General features: G+C 53.9%; 15 protein-coding genes, 4 pseudogenes and 1 riboswitch. Of the genes and pseudogenes, 2 read left to right on the top strand and 17 right to left on the bottom strand.

The window, feature by feature from the left end; genetic code table 11:
* A partial coding sequence (locus AP057_RS01115) for a DUF6444 domain-containing protein (RefSeq protein ID WP_235468421.1) occupies positions 1-433 on the bottom strand: 433 nt, incomplete at its 3' end.
* A 91-nt stretch (positions 434-524) separates the two neighbouring features.
* Between AP057_RS01115 and AP057_RS01110 the strand changes: the two are divergent.
* Positions 525-1,031 (top strand): annotated as a pseudogene (locus AP057_RS01110) (IS200/IS605 family accessory protein TnpB-related protein); the annotation flags it as partial.
* A gap of 60 nt (positions 1,032-1,091) precedes the next feature.
* On the opposite strand, the pseudogene AP057_RS01105 reads toward AP057_RS01110, so the two are convergent.
* The 5 genes and pseudogenes from AP057_RS01105 to hutG all read right to left on the bottom strand — a co-directional run.
* Positions 1,092-1,679, bottom strand: a pseudogene (locus AP057_RS01105) (YjiH family protein); the annotation flags it as partial.
* A gap of 98 nt (positions 1,680-1,777) precedes the next feature.
* A complete protein-coding gene (gene hutI / locus AP057_RS01100) occupies positions 1,778-3,052 on the bottom strand; it encodes an imidazolonepropionase (RefSeq protein WP_055357861.1) in 1,275 nt (424 codons plus the stop codon).
* Positions 3,053-3,066: 14 nt separating this feature from the next.
* Positions 3,067-4,722, bottom strand: a complete 1,656-nt coding sequence (gene hutU, locus AP057_RS01095; RefSeq protein WP_200910050.1) for a urocanate hydratase — start codon at positions 4,720-4,722, stop codon at positions 3,067-3,069.
* Between the two features lie 167 nt (positions 4,723-4,889).
* Positions 4,890-6,371, bottom strand: coding sequence for a helix-turn-helix domain-containing protein (locus tag AP057_RS01090; RefSeq protein ID WP_055357859.1), 1,482 nt, complete (start codon positions 6,369-6,371; stop codon positions 4,890-4,892).
* A 4-nt stretch (positions 6,372-6,375) separates the two neighbouring features.
* Positions 6,376-7,344 carry a formimidoylglutamase gene (gene hutG, locus AP057_RS01085; RefSeq protein WP_055357858.1) on the bottom strand — a complete coding sequence of 323 codons (969 nt, stop codon included), beginning with the start codon at positions 7,342-7,344 and terminating at the stop codon, positions 6,376-6,378.
* 270 nt (positions 7,345-7,614) lie between these two features.
* Here hutG and AP057_RS01080 point away from each other — a divergent pair, with 270 nt between their 5' ends.
* Entirely contained in the window at positions 7,615-8,031 is a 417-nt protein-coding gene (locus tag AP057_RS01080; RefSeq protein WP_055357857.1) for a PaaI family thioesterase, read from the top strand.
* Here the strand turns inward: AP057_RS01080 and AP057_RS01075 are convergent.
* The 11 genes and pseudogenes from AP057_RS01075 to AP057_RS01030 all read right to left on the bottom strand — a co-directional run.
* Positions 8,015-8,257: a hypothetical protein gene (locus AP057_RS01075; protein ID WP_152968849.1), complete on the bottom strand. Its 243-nt coding sequence runs from the start codon at positions 8,255-8,257 to the stop codon at positions 8,015-8,017. The two genes, AP057_RS01080 and AP057_RS01075, sit on opposite strands and share 17 nt — an antisense overlap.
* Before the next feature lie 34 nt (positions 8,258-8,291).
* Positions 8,292-8,774, bottom strand: a complete 483-nt coding sequence (locus AP057_RS01070; RefSeq protein WP_055357855.1) for a PaaI family thioesterase — start codon at positions 8,772-8,774, stop codon at positions 8,292-8,294.
* 100 nt (positions 8,775-8,874) lie between these two features.
* Positions 8,875-9,258: pseudogene (locus AP057_RS01065) on the bottom strand (VOC family protein).
* A 16-nt stretch (positions 9,259-9,274) separates the two neighbouring features.
* Positions 9,275-9,598, bottom strand: a complete 324-nt coding sequence (locus AP057_RS01060) for a hypothetical protein (RefSeq protein WP_055357854.1) — start codon at positions 9,596-9,598, stop codon at positions 9,275-9,277.
* 83 nt (positions 9,599-9,681) lie between these two features.
* Positions 9,682-9,786: riboswitch (SAM riboswitch) on the bottom strand.
* 50 nt (positions 9,787-9,836) lie between these two features.
* Positions 9,837-11,621, bottom strand: a complete 1,785-nt coding sequence (gene opp4A / locus AP057_RS01055; RefSeq protein WP_055357853.1) for an oligopeptide ABC transporter substrate-binding protein — start codon at positions 11,619-11,621, stop codon at positions 9,837-9,839.
* A gap of 13 nt (positions 11,622-11,634) precedes the next feature.
* Entirely contained in the window at positions 11,635-12,543 is a 909-nt protein-coding gene (locus AP057_RS01050) for an ABC transporter permease (RefSeq protein ID WP_049625311.1), read from the bottom strand.
* Between the two features lie 21 nt (positions 12,544-12,564).
* A complete protein-coding gene (opp4B, locus tag AP057_RS01045; RefSeq protein ID WP_049625310.1) occupies positions 12,565-13,533 on the bottom strand; it encodes an oligopeptide ABC transporter permease in 969 nt (322 codons plus the stop codon).
* An 18-nt stretch (positions 13,534-13,551) separates the two neighbouring features.
* Positions 13,552-14,478, bottom strand: coding sequence for an ABC transporter ATP-binding protein (locus AP057_RS01040; protein WP_033015556.1), 927 nt, complete (start codon positions 14,476-14,478; stop codon positions 13,552-13,554).
* A complete protein-coding gene (locus AP057_RS01035; RefSeq protein WP_033015554.1) occupies positions 14,465-15,490 on the bottom strand; it encodes an ABC transporter ATP-binding protein in 1,026 nt (341 codons plus the stop codon). Before AP057_RS01035 ends, AP057_RS01040 begins: the two co-directional genes overlap by 14 nt.
* A gap of 166 nt (positions 15,491-15,656) precedes the next feature.
* Positions 15,657-15,828 (bottom strand): annotated as a pseudogene (locus tag AP057_RS15860) (transposase); the annotation flags it as partial.
* Positions 15,829-15,913: 85 nt separating this feature from the next.
* Positions 15,914-16,342 (bottom strand): transposase (locus AP057_RS01030; protein ID WP_235468420.1); only part of this gene is annotated, 429 nt, incomplete at its 5' end.

Here is a 16,342-nt window from a genome sequence, read left to right as displayed (position 1 = left end):
CCACAGGAGGGACATCAAACACTTGACGGATATCGACTTTGAACGGTTTGACTTCACGCAAAGAAGCTCCACATCCTTGACACGTATGCACACGGTGGACGACACGATGATGTGGATGTTCCACTTGACGGAGCGTCTTCCCCTCATGTCCCTCTTGCCCACCAGGCTTTTTGCCAGACGGCTCGCGGGAGGAACGCTTTTTCTCAAAACGGTCAGAAGATGGGGGCAAATGGCTATTGGAGCTGTTTTTTTTCGTGCGTGCTTCCAGCTCTTGAACACGGTACTTCAGTTGTTCATTTTCTTTGCGTAGCTGTTTGTTTTCTTTCAACAGTTGCTCAATGACTTGTTGCTGGTGAGTAATGAGCTGCTTTTGTTGTTGGACTTTGCCGATTAAGCTCTCAACTGTAAATACAGCTTGTTGTACCGTCAACATGTGATTCACCTCCTTGTCTATCAGTATTCACATCATAGACAAGGAAAGAAGAAAATATTCAGCTCACTTTATGATGTGGCTGAATAGTTACAAACAGGCTTTGCTTGCTATGAATCGCAATAATAAAGTGAATGATTATATCAACAAGACTTGCCGTTACATCATTAACTACTGTATTGAAAATCAAATTGGCAAACTTGTCATTGGCTATGCGGAAACATGGCAACGCAATATGAATCTAGGAAAAAAGACAAATCAAAACTTTGTCAATATTCCTCTCGGTAACATAAAAGAAAAACTAGAATATCTTTGTGAATTTTACGGCATTGAATTCTTGAAACAGGAAGAATCMTATACGTCTCAAGCCAGCTTTTTTGACGGCGATGAGATTCCTGAATATAATGCCGACAATCCAAAAGAATATAAGTTCAGCGGCAAACGTATTAAGCGCGGCTTGTATCGAACAAAGTCTGGCAAACTAATGAATGCTGATGTCAATGGCGCATTAAACATCTTAAAGAAAAGTAAAGCTGTAGACCTGAGTGTCTTATGCTCTAGCGGCGAAGTGGACACGCCTCAAAGAATAAGGATTGCTTGAAGCAGTCAAACTTCTTTGGAAGCCCCCACTTCAAATTTTCGCTAGAAAATTAAGTGGGGGTAGTTCACTGGTGATCAATAGACCGATCGAGTAGCTGCCGACAAAGGAGGCGACGGCGTCGATCGCCGAACGGCCCGGCGTTTTCCAAATCGGACGCATGATCGGCTGCATCCACACACCGACAAATTCAAGCAGCCCGTAACCAACAAGAAGAGCGAGAAAAACCGAGCCGATCGGCACAAGGAGACCGACGGAAATGACGAGCTTGTCATATAAGAACGGTCCCATATTCGGCTGAAACAACCATGACGGACCGATGCGAAACACCAACATGACCGCCGTGATCAGTCCTAGAACTTTCAACAGTGAAAAAACGGTTGTCACAGTATCTTTGTTCCACGTTTTTTTGTAAAACGGATAAACGGCACCGAGAGCGATCACGATCAGAGCATAATAAGGAACAAGTGCTGAAAACTGGGTGCGGATCCATGTCACAATATGATCGAGCAAAATCGATGATGTGCCGCCGATGGACACCGGAACGAAAAATACGAAAATGCCGATGGCACTAAAGACGAAAAACTTCCATGCCCCGCTGGCCGGCGTTGGTGTCGGCACGGATGGCGCCATGTTTGTATCCGCTTTCATTTTCCTCCACCCCCATTGTTCTTTTTACCCCAACTTGCGCGGCCGGAAGCATAACCGCTCCCGGTCGCTAAACACCTCGACGGAAGACCATTCCCCCTTCAGATGTACACCTTGCCTTCTTTCACCACCACCTCCCCGCCTTTGATCACCGTCTCAACATGGTTGACTCCGTAATGGTACATGATCTGCACATAATTCGGGACATTGAAAATGACCAAATCCGCCTTCTTCCCCGGCTCGAGGCTGCCGACAAGATGCGCGCGGCCGATGGCGTGGGCGGCATTGATCGTGGCGGCGGCCATCGCTTCAGCGGGAGTCATGCCCATATGCAGGCAGGCTAGGCTCATGACAAGCGGCAGCGAGACGGTCGGCGACGAACCAGGGTTGCAGTCGGTCGCCAAAGCGACGGGAACGCCGGCGTCGATCAAACGGCGGGCATCGGCGGCTTTTGTCATTAAGAAAAAGGCGGTGCCTGGCAAGAGAACGCCGATGACGCCGCCATCGGCCATGCGGCGGATTCCTTCGTCCGACGCCCGAAGCAGGTGGTCGGCGGAGATGGCGCCGACTTCGGCTGCCAGTTCCGCCCCGCCATACGGCTCGATTTCATCAGCGTGAATTTTCGGCGTCAAGCCGTGCTCTTTGCCTGCTTCGAGGATGAGGCGCGCCTGGTCGGGGGTAAAGACGCCGCGCTCGCAAAAGACGTCGTTGAACTCGGCGAGCCCCCGCCGGCTCACTTCGGGAATCATCTCGTCGATGACAAGGCGGACGTATTCATCCGGATCGTGCTTCCACTCCGGCGGAACGGCATGAGCGCCAAGAAACGTGGAGACGATATCGACCGGGTGGGTGTCATCGAGACGCTTGGCGACTTCAAGCTGCTTGATTTCGTGCTCAAGGCTTAAACCATAGCCGCTTTTTGCTTCGACGGTCGTGACCCCATGAAGCAAAAACTGATCGAGCCGCCGCTTGCTTTCTTCATACAACATCTCTTCCGACGCCTCGCGCGTCGCTTTTGTCGTGGCATGAATGCCGCCGCCTGCGTTCATGATTTCCATGTACGTCGCCCCGCCGAGCCGCATCGTCCATTCGTGTTCGCGGCTGCCGGCGTAAACGAGATGAGTATGAGGATCGACAAGCCCAGGCGTCACCGTTTTGCCCTTAGCGTCAATGACTTCCGCTTCGGCGAGCCGATCGGCAAATTGGCGGGCCAGTTCATCGTCCGCCCCAACCGCCACGATCGTGCCATGTTCGATCCAGACGCTGCCGTTTTCGATGATGCCTAGATCGCTCATCTTCTCCTTGACAAGCGGAGCCGCGGAGCTTCCCGCCAGCGTGACGAGCTGGCGGGCGCGGCGGACAAAAAGCGGGCGCATATGGATCCCCCTTTCTACTTGAGCATCGGCATATCGATGCCTTTTTCTTTCGCCGTCCGGATGGCGAGCTCATAGCCAGCGTCGGCGTGGCGGACCACACCAAGCCCCGGGTCGGTCGTCAACACGCGCTCCAGCCGTTTTTCCGCCTCTTTTGTGCCGTCGGCTACGATGACCATGCCGGCGTGAATCGAGTAGCCCATGCCGACGCCGCCGCCGTGGTGAACCGACACCCAGCTTGCGCCGCCGACCGCATTCAACAGCGCGTTTAAAATCGGCCAGTCGGCGATGGCGTCGCTTCCGTCTTTCATTCCTTCCGTCTCCCGGTTCGGCGAAGCGACGGAGCCCGAATCCAAATGATCGCGACCGATGACGATCGGCGCTTTCAGCTCGCCTTTGGCCACCATGTCGTTGATGATTTTCCCGAACTTCGCCCGCTCGCCGTAGCCGAGCCAACAAATGCGCGCCGGCAGCCCTTGGAATTGAATGCGTTTTTGCGCCATGCGAATCCAATGGCAAAGACGCTCATTGTCGCTGAATTCACGCAAAATGACTTCATCGGTTTTATAAATGTCTTCCGGGTCGCCGGATAATGCCACCCAGCGGAACGGCCCTTTTCCTTCGCAAAAGAGCGGACGGATGTAGGCCGGCACAAAACCCGGGAAGGAAAAGGCGTCGTCCACCCCTTCGTCTTTTGCCACTTGGCGGATGTTGTTGCCGTAATCAAACGTCACCGCCCCTTGCTTTTGCATCGCCAGCATCGCTCGAACATGCGCGGCGATCGACTGTTTTGCACGGGCGATGTACTGCTTCGGATCGCGCGCCCTGAGTTCGGCGGCCTCATCAAGCGTAAGGCCAGCCGGGATGTAGCCGTTTAACGGATCATGGGCGGACGTTTGATCGGTCAAGACGTCCGGAACAAAGCCCATTTCGACGAGACGCGGCAACACTTCAGCCGCATTGCCGACAAGGCCGATCGACAGCGCTTTTTTCTCTTCCTTCGCTCGTTTCGCCATCGCAAGCGCCGCCTCCAAGCTGTCGGTCATCGTGTCGAGATATTTCGTATCAAGGCGGCGCTGAATGCGGGCCGGATCGATTTCGATGGCGAGGCAGACGCCGCCATTCATCGTCACCGCGAGCGGCTGCGCCCCGCCCATGCCGCCAAGGCCGGCGGTTAGCGTGATCGTCCCGGCCAGCGTGCCGCCAAAGTGCTGGCGCGCCACTTCGGCAAACGTTTCATACGTCCCTTGGACGATCCCTTGGCTGCCGATGTAAATCCAGCTCCCGGCCGTCATTTGTCCGTACATGATCAACCCTTTTTTGTCAAGTTCGTGGAAATGGTCCCACGTCGCCCATGCGGGCACGAGGTTGGAGTTGGCGATCAGCACGCGCGGGGCGTCCGGATGCGTGCGAAATACCGCCACCGGCTTGCCGGATTGAATGAGCAACGTTTCATCGTTTTCTAAACGAAGAAGGGTGTCCACAATCGCCTCGTAACATTCCCAGTTGCGCGCCGCCTTGCCGATGCCGCCGTAGACGATCAACTCCTCCGGCCGCTCGGCGACATCGGGATGCAAATTGTTGTTCAGCATCCGCAGCGCCGCTTCTTGAATCCATCCTTTCGCCCGCCGCTCTGTTCCCGCGGGCGGGCTGACGGTCCGTTTTTCTGCCATCGTCATCCTCTCCTTTTTCCTCTTTGCTTTTTATTGTAAGGAAGCCAAGAGGATGGAGATAGATTCTCGTCTTTTCAAGATGATCCATTTTTTTGAAATTTCTTTTTTCTTTTCGCTTCATCTATCCATTTCTTTTGATATATGTTCATTTCTTTTGAAAAAACCGCCTACCGCGGTGATGACGGTTTCAGCCGTTGTTCATCGCGGTAGGCGGTCGGCGTCTGGTTCAGTTCGGCTTTAAAGACGCGCATCAAATAATGGGCGGTGCGAAACCCGGTTTGTTCGGCGATTTCTTTGATCGACAAGTCCGTCTGCCGAAGCAGCCGTTTCGCTTCCTCAAGCCGCCGGTTGGTCAGCCACTGGCGAAACGTCACGCCGCGCTTTTTCGACAACAAATGGCTGAAATACGCGGGGCTGCGCCCGGCGGCGGCCGCGACCCGCTCAAGCGTGAGCGACGGATCGCGAAAATGCGCCTCCATATAGCGGAGGCCGCGCTCCACGGCGTCGACGCGCGCGTCTTCCTCGGCCTGCTTGGCCTCATGGAACAATCGATATAAAAATAAAATCAATTCTTGAACGATGCGATACAAGACGGGATTGTACAAAATGTCTTGAAAAATGCGCATATACTCCCGCTCGGTTCCGCCGCGGTCAAGGCCGTACGTTTTCATAAACCGGCGGATTTGCGCCAAGATGCTTGTCAGCCGCGTCCGCACCATCTCCGGGCTCGGAAACGGCGGCGACCAGTGCCAAAACTCGCGCTGCAGCCACCGTTTCACCGCTTCGTGGTCGAACCGCTCGAGCATCTCGATCCATTGCCGCTGCTCCTCGGGCGTCAAAAACGGATCGAGCTCACGCCACTGTTCGTATTCCGAAGCGGGAGCGATCACTTGGCGATAGCCAATGAAAAACGTCGTCTCGAGCAGCCGGCGGGCCGCTTGGTATTGCGCGCGCACCGTCCTCCGGCCATCAGGCGGCATCACGACAACCGCGAGCGGCTCATGATGATCTTCCTCCCAATCGCGCAGCAGCTTCCACGCCTCTTCTTTCCCGTCGCCCGGCAAATCGGGAAGCAGGCAAACCGCCATACGGGTGAGCGGCAATACGCGCGCCCGTCCGCGAAACGGGTAATCCATCAAGAAACGGATCACTTCTTGAGACAAAGCGGGCTGTTCCGCCTGCACAAGCCATACATGGGTGGAAGCTGCGGCGGGGTCATCGTAAAATAATGCGCGGTAGTCGTCATGGCCGTCAAAACCCGCTGTCAGGCTCGAGCGGCTGTTGGAGGAAAGCGAAACCGCCGTCCTCAACGCTTGTTTCAGCTTGGCGGGCTCAAGCGGCTTGACAAGCAAATCGACGCATTGCCAGTCGATGGCTTGTTTCGCCCGTGCGAACGTCGCCTCGGCCGTTGCGGCAATCACGCGTTGGCAAAACAAGCGGACGTGGGCGGTCGCCTGCGGCCATCGTTCATACGGAATCATGTCGAGTTCGACGTACAACAGCTCCGGCGCCTCCCGCTCAAGAAACGCCATCATCTCCTCGACCGTAGCCGCCGTATACATCCGCTCAATCGGCAAGGAATACGCGGAAACGAGCCAGCGGATCGCTTCTCGTTCCTTGTCGTCCCGTTCGGCAATGACCAATTTCACGTTCTCACCGCCTTGGCTGCAAGCGTTGAAAATGAAGGAGCGCTTCCATGCAAAAGGCGGCGGCCAACGCCACCGTTTTTCCGCCTTCATCCCAGAGTGGATTGACTTCGCAAAGATCGACGCTGATCGTTTTCGGATGGGAAACGATTCGGCGGATGAGCGCGCGCGCCAGAGACGGGGCGAGCCCAAACGGCGACGGCGCGCTCACCCCCGGCGCGGCGGCCGCGCTGATGGCGTCCATGCAAATGGTCAACATCACGGCATCGTGATGAGCGGCAAATTCCTCGATTTGTTCATAGGCGGCCTCGATCGGCCCTGCGGTCAGCTCGTCTTCCAGCATGTACCGGCAGCCGTACGTCTCGGCCGCCGCAAACAGCGCTGCCGTGTTGCCGAGCCGCTGAATGCCAAGGCAGAAATAGCTCACTCGATCGTCTTGATCCAATATTTGCCGAAACATCGTCCCGGACGTCGGGCCGTCATCGTACGGGCGCAAATCAAAATGGGCGTCAATGTTGAGGATGCCAAGGCGGGCATCCGTCCCAAGCGCTTCCCGGACGCCCAAGTAATGCCCATACGCCGTCTCATGGCCGCCGCCGATCACGATAGACGCCATCCCGTTTTTCAGCAGGCGGGCGACCGCCTTCCCAAGTTCAGTCTGGCTTTGTTCGAGCCGTTCATCGACGCAAACGACATCGCCTGCGTCATAGACAACGACCCCTTCCGGAAGATGCCAAGGCAGCCGGGCCAGCGCCGCTTTGACGGCGGCCGGCGCCTCTTTCGCCCCTTGGCGGCCTTGGTTGCGGCGCACTCCTTCGTCGCACGCAAACCCGATGAATGCCGCCGCTCGTTCCACCGTCTCCAATGGCTTGGACAAATCGAGCAAGCGAATGCGCTGATGAAGGCGAAACGCCTGCTCATCGCTCACGCTGTCAATCCGTCCCGTCCAACGGCCGGCGTCTGGCGGTTGATACATGAGACCATCTCCTTTCCATCATCCGCTGCTTGTTTCTTTCGCCACAGCTTTGCCGTTCTCCTCCCCATGCACGCGAAAAGAGGAAATCGCCGCCGTTTGGCGAATAAAACATCCATGAGCTCATTTCGCTCACCACCCGATGAAAATCGCTACTTTAGGATCCATGATGTTCACCGAAACGATCCGCGGGCGGCGTTTTGCCCTCCATCCGGGCATGAAAATGACCCCATTTTCATGGAAACGCAATGGATGACAGAAAGGATGTTCGAGATGAAGCCAATTACCAACTTGCATGACGTCATTGCCGGAAAAAGCGCGCCGCCCCCATGCGACGAAACTCTCGGCGTCCGCCTGACGGAAGCCCGAGACGGCTATGCGAAAGGGGTATGGACGATCCATGAATCGCTCCTCAACGGCAACGGGGTGATCATGGGCGGGTTCGTCGGAGCGGCGGCGGATATTCTCATGGCGTATGCGGTGACCACCTTGCTTCGCGATGACCAAATGCACGCCTCCATCAACTTGCAGACGACGTTTCACCGCCCAGCGGCGGCAGGGGAAGCTGAAGTGGAAGCGCGAGTGGAAAAGTTCGGGAAAACTGTCGCCTACGTGACTGCCGTCGTCCGGCAAAACGGCAAAGAAGTGGCGAGCGCGACCTCCTCGGTGCTGATTATGGATAAACCATAAAAAAGCGCTTTCGTTTATGGAAGGGAAGTGAAACGCTGGCGCCGAGGCAGACGCCAAACCGGTCCAACTGAATCGGGCTGTTGGCAGCAGTCATGCCTAGAAGCGTTCGATCGGCAACCTGTTTCGCCCCGCCATCCAAGGATGAACATGTCACTTGTGAAGATGTCCGCTTTTTCCCAAGCGGGATCGAGCGCAACGAGCGAAGCGCCGGAGAAAGCGCTGTCAAAAACAGCCGCCCTCCGGCGCTTTTCGTTTGCTTGTCATCCCTGGACAAACGTTTTCGGCATGACGACCGCGACGACTTGCCCGCGGGCGCACAGTTCGCCGTTGGCGAACACCTCGGTATCCACTTGCCATTTTTTCGGGTGAATCTCCGTCACCGTTCCGACGGCGACAAGCGGCACGCCATGCGGCGTCGGCTTGACAAAGTCGACGTGAAGCGACGCGGTGACAAAGCGCGGCGGCGTTTCCCCGCTTCCCGGCTCATGGCCGTTTTTCCGATGCAAGGCGAGCGCCGCCGACCCGGTGCCATGGCAGTCGATGAGCGAGGCGATCAGCCCGCCGTACACAAACCCTGGAATCGCCGTATGTTCCGGACGCGGCGTATACACCGTCACCGTTTTGTCGCCCCGCCACCCGGTGCGGAAATGGTGGCCTTGTTCATTCAACCGTCCGCAGCCGTAGCACCAGGCGAATTCATCAGGGTAGTCGTCTTGAATGGCGCGAATGACTTGCGGCTCCATCTGTTCTCCTCCTCTCCCCTTTACCTATACGCGGTGCACTCCCTATTTTCCTTCTTGCACGGCAAAAGGCGGCCATACCGATGGCCGCCTTCCCCTTCGTTCATTGCGCCGGCTCGTAAAACTCGATCCATTCGCCGTCCGGGCCAAGGAAAAATAAGTATTTCGCCCCGTTTGGGAGCGTTGTAATTTCATCCCACACTAGCGGGACGCCGAGCGACTAAAGCCGTTCTTTCTCCTGCTCAATGCCTTCGACCGTAAACGCCACGTGGTGCACTTTTCCTTCCGTCGGCAAATCCGGATTGTATCCTTCGATCAGCTCGACAATGATCGAGCCGTCAATCCCTAAAAACGCCAATTTCATCGTGCCGTTCGTATGAATCATTTCGTCGAGCAGCTCCAAGCCGACGACGTTTTGATAAAACGCTTTCGATGCCTCGATGTCTTTCACTTGAATGCCGACATGCTCAAATTTTTTGACTGCCATTCGTCCCTCTTCCTTTCTATGACTCCATTAACCATACTGCTTGTAAATACGGCGTCATCTGCATCGGGAAAATCCCTTTTTTCCCAAGCTCTGTCCATATGTAGCGGTCAAGGGCGTACGGTCCGTCCGCCTTCCATTCGTCCGCCTCACTGTTGGTCAACAACAACGAAAAGGCTGTTCCTTGCGCTTCCCCATACAAATGAACGTATCCGTCCCCACGGTCGACATGCACCGCCGCCTTAGAGTCAAACCGGATGAGCTCCGCCTGCACACAGCGCATGACACAAACGGCGAACGCAGCGGCAGGGAGATGAGCGGCCATGCAAGCTCGGATCGACATGTCCCTCTTCACTATTCCCCCTTCACCCCCTATCGACAAAAACCCCCTTCGCCTCGGAATGATGCGAAAGGGGTCATGAGCCGTTCTTATCATCCAAAGCGAAACCGCTTTGCGGGTGTTAGCACCTTGCCTGCGGCAGGTTGCTGTGGGGTCATCAAGCCCGTTCTCTCGCCCACTCTTGATAAGACGTATGCAATTTATCTTCTATCTTATCGTACATCATCAAAGGCAACAATCGTCATTGTTCGACTTCCGGTTGCTCGGACGTGACGCCGACATCTTTCCACGTCAGCTTCGAGCTCGGGTCAACCGTAAAGTTGGCGACACGGTTGTTGACCGCATAGATGGCGGAACGATACAACGTCGGGATGACCGGCACTTCTTCGTTCATCAGCTTTTGCCATTCACTGTAAATTTTCCGACGATATTCTTTGTCAAACGCCTGTTCGGAATGGCCTTTTTCCAGCAGCTCATCATTTTTCTCGTTCACCCAACGCGAGTAGTTGAACATGGCGTTGCGGCCGTACAATCCGTACGGGTCGACGTCCGTTCCAGTTCCCCAAGAGGCGGCGTAGACATCCACTTTCGGATCGTCTTTTTCGACCATATCGTAGAAGGAGTTGAACTCCGCCAAGCGTCCGTCTACAAGCTGAACATCGAGGCCCACATCTCTCCAGCATTGCATATAAAATTTGGCCAGCGGTTCAGCGATGTCCCCACCGCTCATCGCCAAGAAGTTGATCTTGAATTTTTTGCCGTTTGGATCTTCGCGGAGGCCATCGCCATCCACATCTTTATATCCCGCTTCATCCAGCAATTGTTTCGCTTTTTCCGGATTGTACGTATACCCTTTGATGGAACTGTCATGATAGCCCGGGAACGACGGCGGGATCAGCGTGGTCGCCGGGAAGCGCAAACCATGATACAGGCGGTCGGCCACCTCTTGGTTGTTGATGGCGTACGCCATGGCTTGGCGCAGTTTTTTGTTTTGGAATTTCGGATTGTCCATTACGTTTTCCTGCTTTTTCGCATCCCAATGGCCGAGTTTAAAGCCGATATAGTTGTACGCCAAATCCACTTTACCGATAAACTGAATGTTTTTCGTCCCTTTCGCGTTCAAATATTGGTCAGTCGGGAACTCAGCGACGTCAATTTCGCCTTTTTTCAGCGCTTGCAGGACGACTTGCGGGCTGACGACTTTCAAAATGACGCCTTCCAAGTTCGGTTTGCCAGCCCAGTAGTCATCATTGCGAACAAACTCTACCGACTCGCCCGGAACGATTTTCTTCACTTTAAACGGACCGAACCCGATCGGGTTTTTCCGGATTTTATCCGATTTCGCCAAGTCTTTGATCGGAATGTCTTTCAAGTAATGCTTCGGCAGCGGATACGCCCAAATGCCAGTCAACACCGACGGATTGGCCTGTTTCCATGTGATCGTCAACGTCTTTTTGTCGATGACTTTAATGCCGGAAATTTTATCCGCTTTGCCGCTGTGATATTCTTCCATCCCGACGATCCCTTGGATGAGCGCATCGCCATAACGGACGCCGGTGTAATCTTTATGGCCGATGACCAAATACGCATACTCCAAGTCTTCAGCGGTCACCGGCTGGCCGTCATGCCAATTCACATTGTCTTTAATACGGATTGTCATCGTCTTTTTATCATCCGACAACTCATACGTGGCAGCCCCATCATTTGTAATTTCATAGTCACCGTTCGTCCGGAAAAGCGACTCGTCAAAAAATTGCAAAATCTCTGCGTCGGGCGCTCCGGTGTAGAATGCATAGCTGAGCGTCCCTTCAAACGGCGTATCGGACACAAGGCCGTATTTCAACACGCCGCCATCGATGATTTTCCCGTCGTTTTTCACCGTCATCGGGAATTTGCTGATGTCTTCCTTCTGAGCCGCCGGTTTTTCGTTATTGTTGCCCTTTCCGCTCGTTGTGTCGGATTTGCCCGTGCACCCGGCGAGCACGAGCAAGAGCGCGGCGAGAGCCGCCAGCCATTTTCTCTTCACATTTTCTTCCCCCTTATCCTAGTCGTTGTCTTGCATCAGCCGCACGTTTCAGCGCTTGGCCGATGAAATTTATGCACAGCATCATCACTAAAATAAGCAATGACGCAGGCAACCAAACCCACCATTTGTTTTGCAAAACATCCGGGTTGGTCGCATAGCTGACCAACGTCCCTAAGCTCGGCGTGCTCTCCGGCAGCCCGAAGCCAAGATACGTGAGCCCGGACTCGATGCCGATGTTGCCCGCCAAATTTAACGTCAAATTGACGATAATGATCGAGCTGAGGTTGGGCAAAATTTGAAAAATAATGATTTTCCAATCTGGCGTGCCGAGCGTTTTTGACGCGCTGACATAATCCAGCTCGCGCTCGGTCAGCGTTTTGGCGCGGATCAGCCGGGCTTTGCCCGTCCACAAAAACGCGCTCATGATCAAAATGAACGTCAATACATTATATTTAGGCACAATGGCGACAAAAACAATAACGAGCATCAAAAACGGCAGAACGAGAATAAAATCGATGATGCGCATAATGACATTGTCAATCCAGCCGCCGAAATAGCCAGCCACCAATCCGACAATGAGGCCGATCGCCCCAGTGATGAGCGTAATGGCCAGCCCGATCGTAAACGAATTGCGGGCGCCGATGATGAGCTGGCCAAACACGTCGCGCCCTCCGTAGTCTGTGCCAAGCCAGTGTTCCGCTGACGGCGGAGAATAGATGGAAAGAAAATCCACTTTCACGATTTCCTCTTGATCCAAAAAGAGCGACACGCCATAGACGATCGACAAAAGGATTCCTAAAATGATGAGCGAACCAAGCGCGAGCCGATCCCGAACCACCTCCCGCCACATGATCGAAAAGGCGGAAGGGCTTTTCTCGATGTTCGCTCCGGCCGGCGTTGGGCCGCTGATTTCCGCTTTCATGTCAGCTGCCTTCCTCCTTCCCTACTCAATCTGGATGCGCGGGTCGACCGCACTCAAAATGATGTCCGACAACAGCGTGCCCACCAGCGTCGCCAGGCCGGAAATCATGACGAGCGCCGTCACGACGCTGTAATCCCGCTGCATAATCGACTGCAAAAACAGCTGGCCAAGCCCCGGATAGCTGTAGATCGACTCCAAAAACACGGAACCGCCGACAAGCCCGGTGATCTCATACCCTAAAAACGCCGCGATCGGCAAAAACGAATTGCGCAAAATATGGCGCCAATAGATGTGCCGCTCCGGCACGCCTTTCGCCCGCGCCGTTTTCACGAAATCTTTCACTTTCGTATCGACGATTTCGCTGCGCAAATATTGAATCGTAACGACCGTGTTGATGAGCGCTCCCGACAACGCCGGAAGCATGAGATGGTTCAATTTGCTTAAATAGTAAGCGAGCGTCCCTTCCTCGACCTGAACGTCCACGCTGCCGCCGGTTGGAAACCAGCCAAGGTGAAAGCCGAAAATAAACAGCATGAGCAAAGCAAAAATGAACAGCGGCGTGGCAAACCCGAGATAGCTGTAGCCGACGATCAGCTTATCAGCCCATGTATCTGTCCATCGCCCCGACACGATGCCAAGCGGAATGGCAATCAAGTACGTCAAAATTAAAATCGCCGCCGACAGCAACACCGTATTCCCGATCCGTCCGGCCAGCAGATCAGTGACCGGCTGCTGGTGGGTATAGGAAAGGCCGAGATCCCCTTGCAGCATGTTTTTCACCCAACGGATGTATTGAATATGTACCGGATCATTCAAGCCAAGTTTTTCCTGCATTTCCTCAAGCGTCTGCGGATCCATTTTCGGGTTGGCCGCCAGCTGCCCCGTCAGCGCATCGCCCGGCATCGCCTTCGCCAGCAAGAAAATGAGGACGCTCAGCAAAAACAATTGCGGAATCATAATGAGGATTCGCCGTAAAATAAATTTCAGCATCTTCCCGTCTTCCCCTCTTTACGGAATGGCCACCGAGTGCGTCGGCGAAATCGGCTTGAGCGGGTGAGCCCGGCCGTTTGCATCAAAATAGCGGGAATACGACTGCTCATATTCTTTTTCCACTTCGCGGCGAAGCGCCTCCTGCCGGCCGCGTTCGCGCGGATCGGCGTTCGGAATGGCGGAGAGCAGACGTTTCGTATAAATATGTTGAGGATTCGTAAAAATCTCCTCGCTCGTCCCTTCCTCCACGAGCCGGCCGCGGTACATAATGCCGATGCGGTCGCACATATGCCGAATGATCCCTAAATCATGGCTGATGAACAAATACGTCAGCCCGTACTCCTGCTGGATTTCTCTCATGAAATTCAACACTTGCGCCTGCACCGACACATCAAGCGCCGACACCGGCTCATCGGCGATGATGAGCTTCGGATTGAGCGTGAGCGCCCGCGCAATGCCGATGCGTTGGCGCTGTCCGCCGGAAAATTCATGCGGATATTTGTAAATCGACTCCGCGCTCAAGCCGACCCGCTCTAAAACGTATTGCACCTTCTGCCGCTCCTCTTGCGGGGACAGGCGTTCAAAATTGCGGAGCGGCTCGGCGACAATGTCGAGCACACGTTTGCGCGGATTGAGCGAAGAATACGGATCTTGGAAAATCATCTGGATGTCTTTCCGATACGGATGAAACTCGCGGCGGCGAAGCTTTGTCAAATCCGTCCCTTCAAACAGCACTTCCCCGGCCGTGGCGCGGATCAAACCGATAATCGTGCGCCCTGTCGTCGTCTTGCCGCAGCCGGACTCGCCGACGAGCCCGTACGTTTCCCCTTTGTTCAGCGTGAAACTGACATCGTCCACCGCGCGGACATGGTCGACCACCCGGCGAAAAAAACCGCCGCGCACCGGATAGTATACTTTCAAATGGTTGACGTTAAGAAGCGCCATAGCCGATTCCACCTACCGTTTGATCATCGGGAAAATAAAAATGTTGGTAACATGTGCAACGCACCCAGTGCCCCGGCTCCACTTCCCGCAACTTCGGATCCGATTCGTGCTTATCCGCCCCAATCCAGCTGATGCGCGGCTGGAAGCGGCAGCCGCGCCGCGGCAGTTTATGCAGCGGCGGAACGATCCCTTGGATGACGTGGAGTCGTTCCTTTTTCGTCTGCGCAGACGGGATCGACTGCAACAATGAGCGAGTGTATGGATGAAGCGGACGGTGAAAAATGGTATCGACGTCCGCTAACTCAACGATTTCCCCAGCATACATGACCGCCACACGGTCCGCCATTTCCGCCACCACCCCCAAATCATGCGTGATTAAAATAATGCTCGTTTTCATTTGCTGCTGCAACTCTTTGAGCAGCCCTATGATCTGCGCCTGAATCGTCACATCAAGCGCCGTTGTCGGTTCATCGGCGATGAGCAGGGCGGGCTCGCAGGCGATGGCGATCGCGATGACGACCCGCTGCCGCATCCCCCCGGACAACTCGTGCGGATAACGGTGGTACACCTTTTCCGGCTCCGGAATGCCGACTTTGCGAAGCAAGACGATCGTTCGCTTCTTTTTTTCGGCTGCTGACAGCCGCAGATGGTAATCCATGCTTTCTTCGATCTGCCGGCCGACCGTCATGAGTGGATTGAGCGCCGTTAACGGATCCTGAAAGATCATCCCGATTTCTTTGCCGCGGATGCGATTGAGTTCGGCAACGGAGAGCGACAGCAAATTTGTCCCTTTAAAGTGCAGGCGCCCCTCAATTTTTGTCTTTTCGGGCGGGTGGAGACCCATGATCGACAAAGCGAGTGCGCTTTTGCCGCAACCCGACTCCCCGACGAGAGCGACGACTTCGTTCTCTCCGATCGCCAGCGAAACGTCGTCGACCGCCGCATAATAGTCATCACCGATGCGGAAAGAGACTCGCAGCTCCTCAATTTCCAATAACGTTTGCTTTGCCAATGTGTCCTTCTCCCTTTTGTTAGTATTACTAAATTTTAGGCTATATATAATATTTAGATAATATTCTATCATTTTTTTTTGTAAATTCAATTAGTATTCTATCATTTTTTTTCGTAAATTCAATATTTATAGAAAGGTTCATCACCAAAAGTTGTACTTGCACCTGTCATGAAAGTATGTTAGCTGTTTCTAGCCGAACCCGCCATGCAGAACGCTGGATATTTCTGTATCCGTATCCCCGACGTTTCATCAGCTTGATCTTGTTATTTGTTCCCTCCATTTTCCCGTTTGAATAAGGGGATTAAAATGCACGATATGATTTCGTCTGTTCGTTTCAACCACTATTTTTTGGACAGTGAACTACCCCCACTTAATTTTCTAGCGAAAATTTGAAGTGGGGGCTTCCAAAGAAGTTTGACTGCTTCAAGCAATCCTTATTCTTTGAGGCGTGTCCACTTCGCCGCTAGAGCATAAGACACTCAGGTCTACAGCTTTACTTTTCTTTAAGATGTTTAATGCGCCATTGACATCAGCATTAATTAGTTTGCCAGACTTTGTTCGATACAAGCCGCGCTTAATACGTTTGCCGCTGAACTTATATTCTTTTGGATTGTCGGCATTATATTCAGGAATCTCATCGCCGTCAAAAAAGCTGGCTTGAGACGTATATGATTCTTCCTGTTTCAAGAATTCAATGCCGTAAAATTCACAAAGATATTCTAGTTTTTCTTTTATGTTACCGAGAGGAATATTGACGTAACTATTCACCCCAGTGCTAGTGTATAAAAAAGCCCAGCACAAATAGGGCATTTCGGTCATAGAAAATGCCCTAGGTAGCGGAAAGAACTCGAT

It is taken from the genome of Geobacillus sp. Sah69, from assembly GCF_001414205.1.
Classification (GTDB): Bacteria; Bacillota; Bacilli; order Bacillales; family Anoxybacillaceae; genus Geobacillus; species Geobacillus stearothermophilus.
Note: the sequence above shows the minus strand (reverse complement) of the source record. Positions and strands in the feature narration are given on the sequence as shown.

Bases quoted from the DNA above. Each gene is read 5' to 3' on its own strand.
- hutU (WP_200910050.1), bottom strand. From the start codon at position 4,722: ATGGCAGAAAAACGGACCGTCAGCCCGCCCGCGGGAACAGAGCGGCGG.
- AP057_RS01070 (WP_055357855.1), bottom strand. From the start codon at position 8,774: ATGGAGCCGCAAGTCATTCGCGCCATTCAAGACGACTACCCTGATGAA.
- AP057_RS01040 (WP_033015556.1), bottom strand. From the start codon at position 14,478: ATGGCGCTTCTTAACGTCAACCATTTGAAAGTATACTATCCGGTGCGC.
- hutI (WP_055357861.1), bottom strand. From the start codon at position 3,052: ATGCGCCCGCTTTTTGTCCGCCGCGCCCGCCAGCTCGTCACGCTGGCG.
- AP057_RS01060 (WP_055357854.1), bottom strand. From the start codon at position 9,598: ATGTCGATCCGAGCTTGCATGGCCGCTCATCTCCCTGCCGCTGCGTTC.
- opp4B (WP_049625310.1), bottom strand. From the start codon at position 13,533: ATGCTGAAATTTATTTTACGGCGAATCCTCATTATGATTCCGCAATTG.
- hutG (WP_055357858.1), bottom strand. From the start codon at position 7,344: ATGTATCAACCGCCAGACGCCGGCCGTTGGACGGGACGGATTGACAGC.
- AP057_RS01080 (WP_055357857.1), top strand. From the start codon at position 7,615: ATGAAGCCAATTACCAACTTGCATGACGTCATTGCCGGAAAAAGCGCG.
- AP057_RS01050 (WP_049625311.1), bottom strand. From the start codon at position 12,543: ATGAAAGCGGAAATCAGCGGCCCAACGCCGGCCGGAGCGAACATCGAG.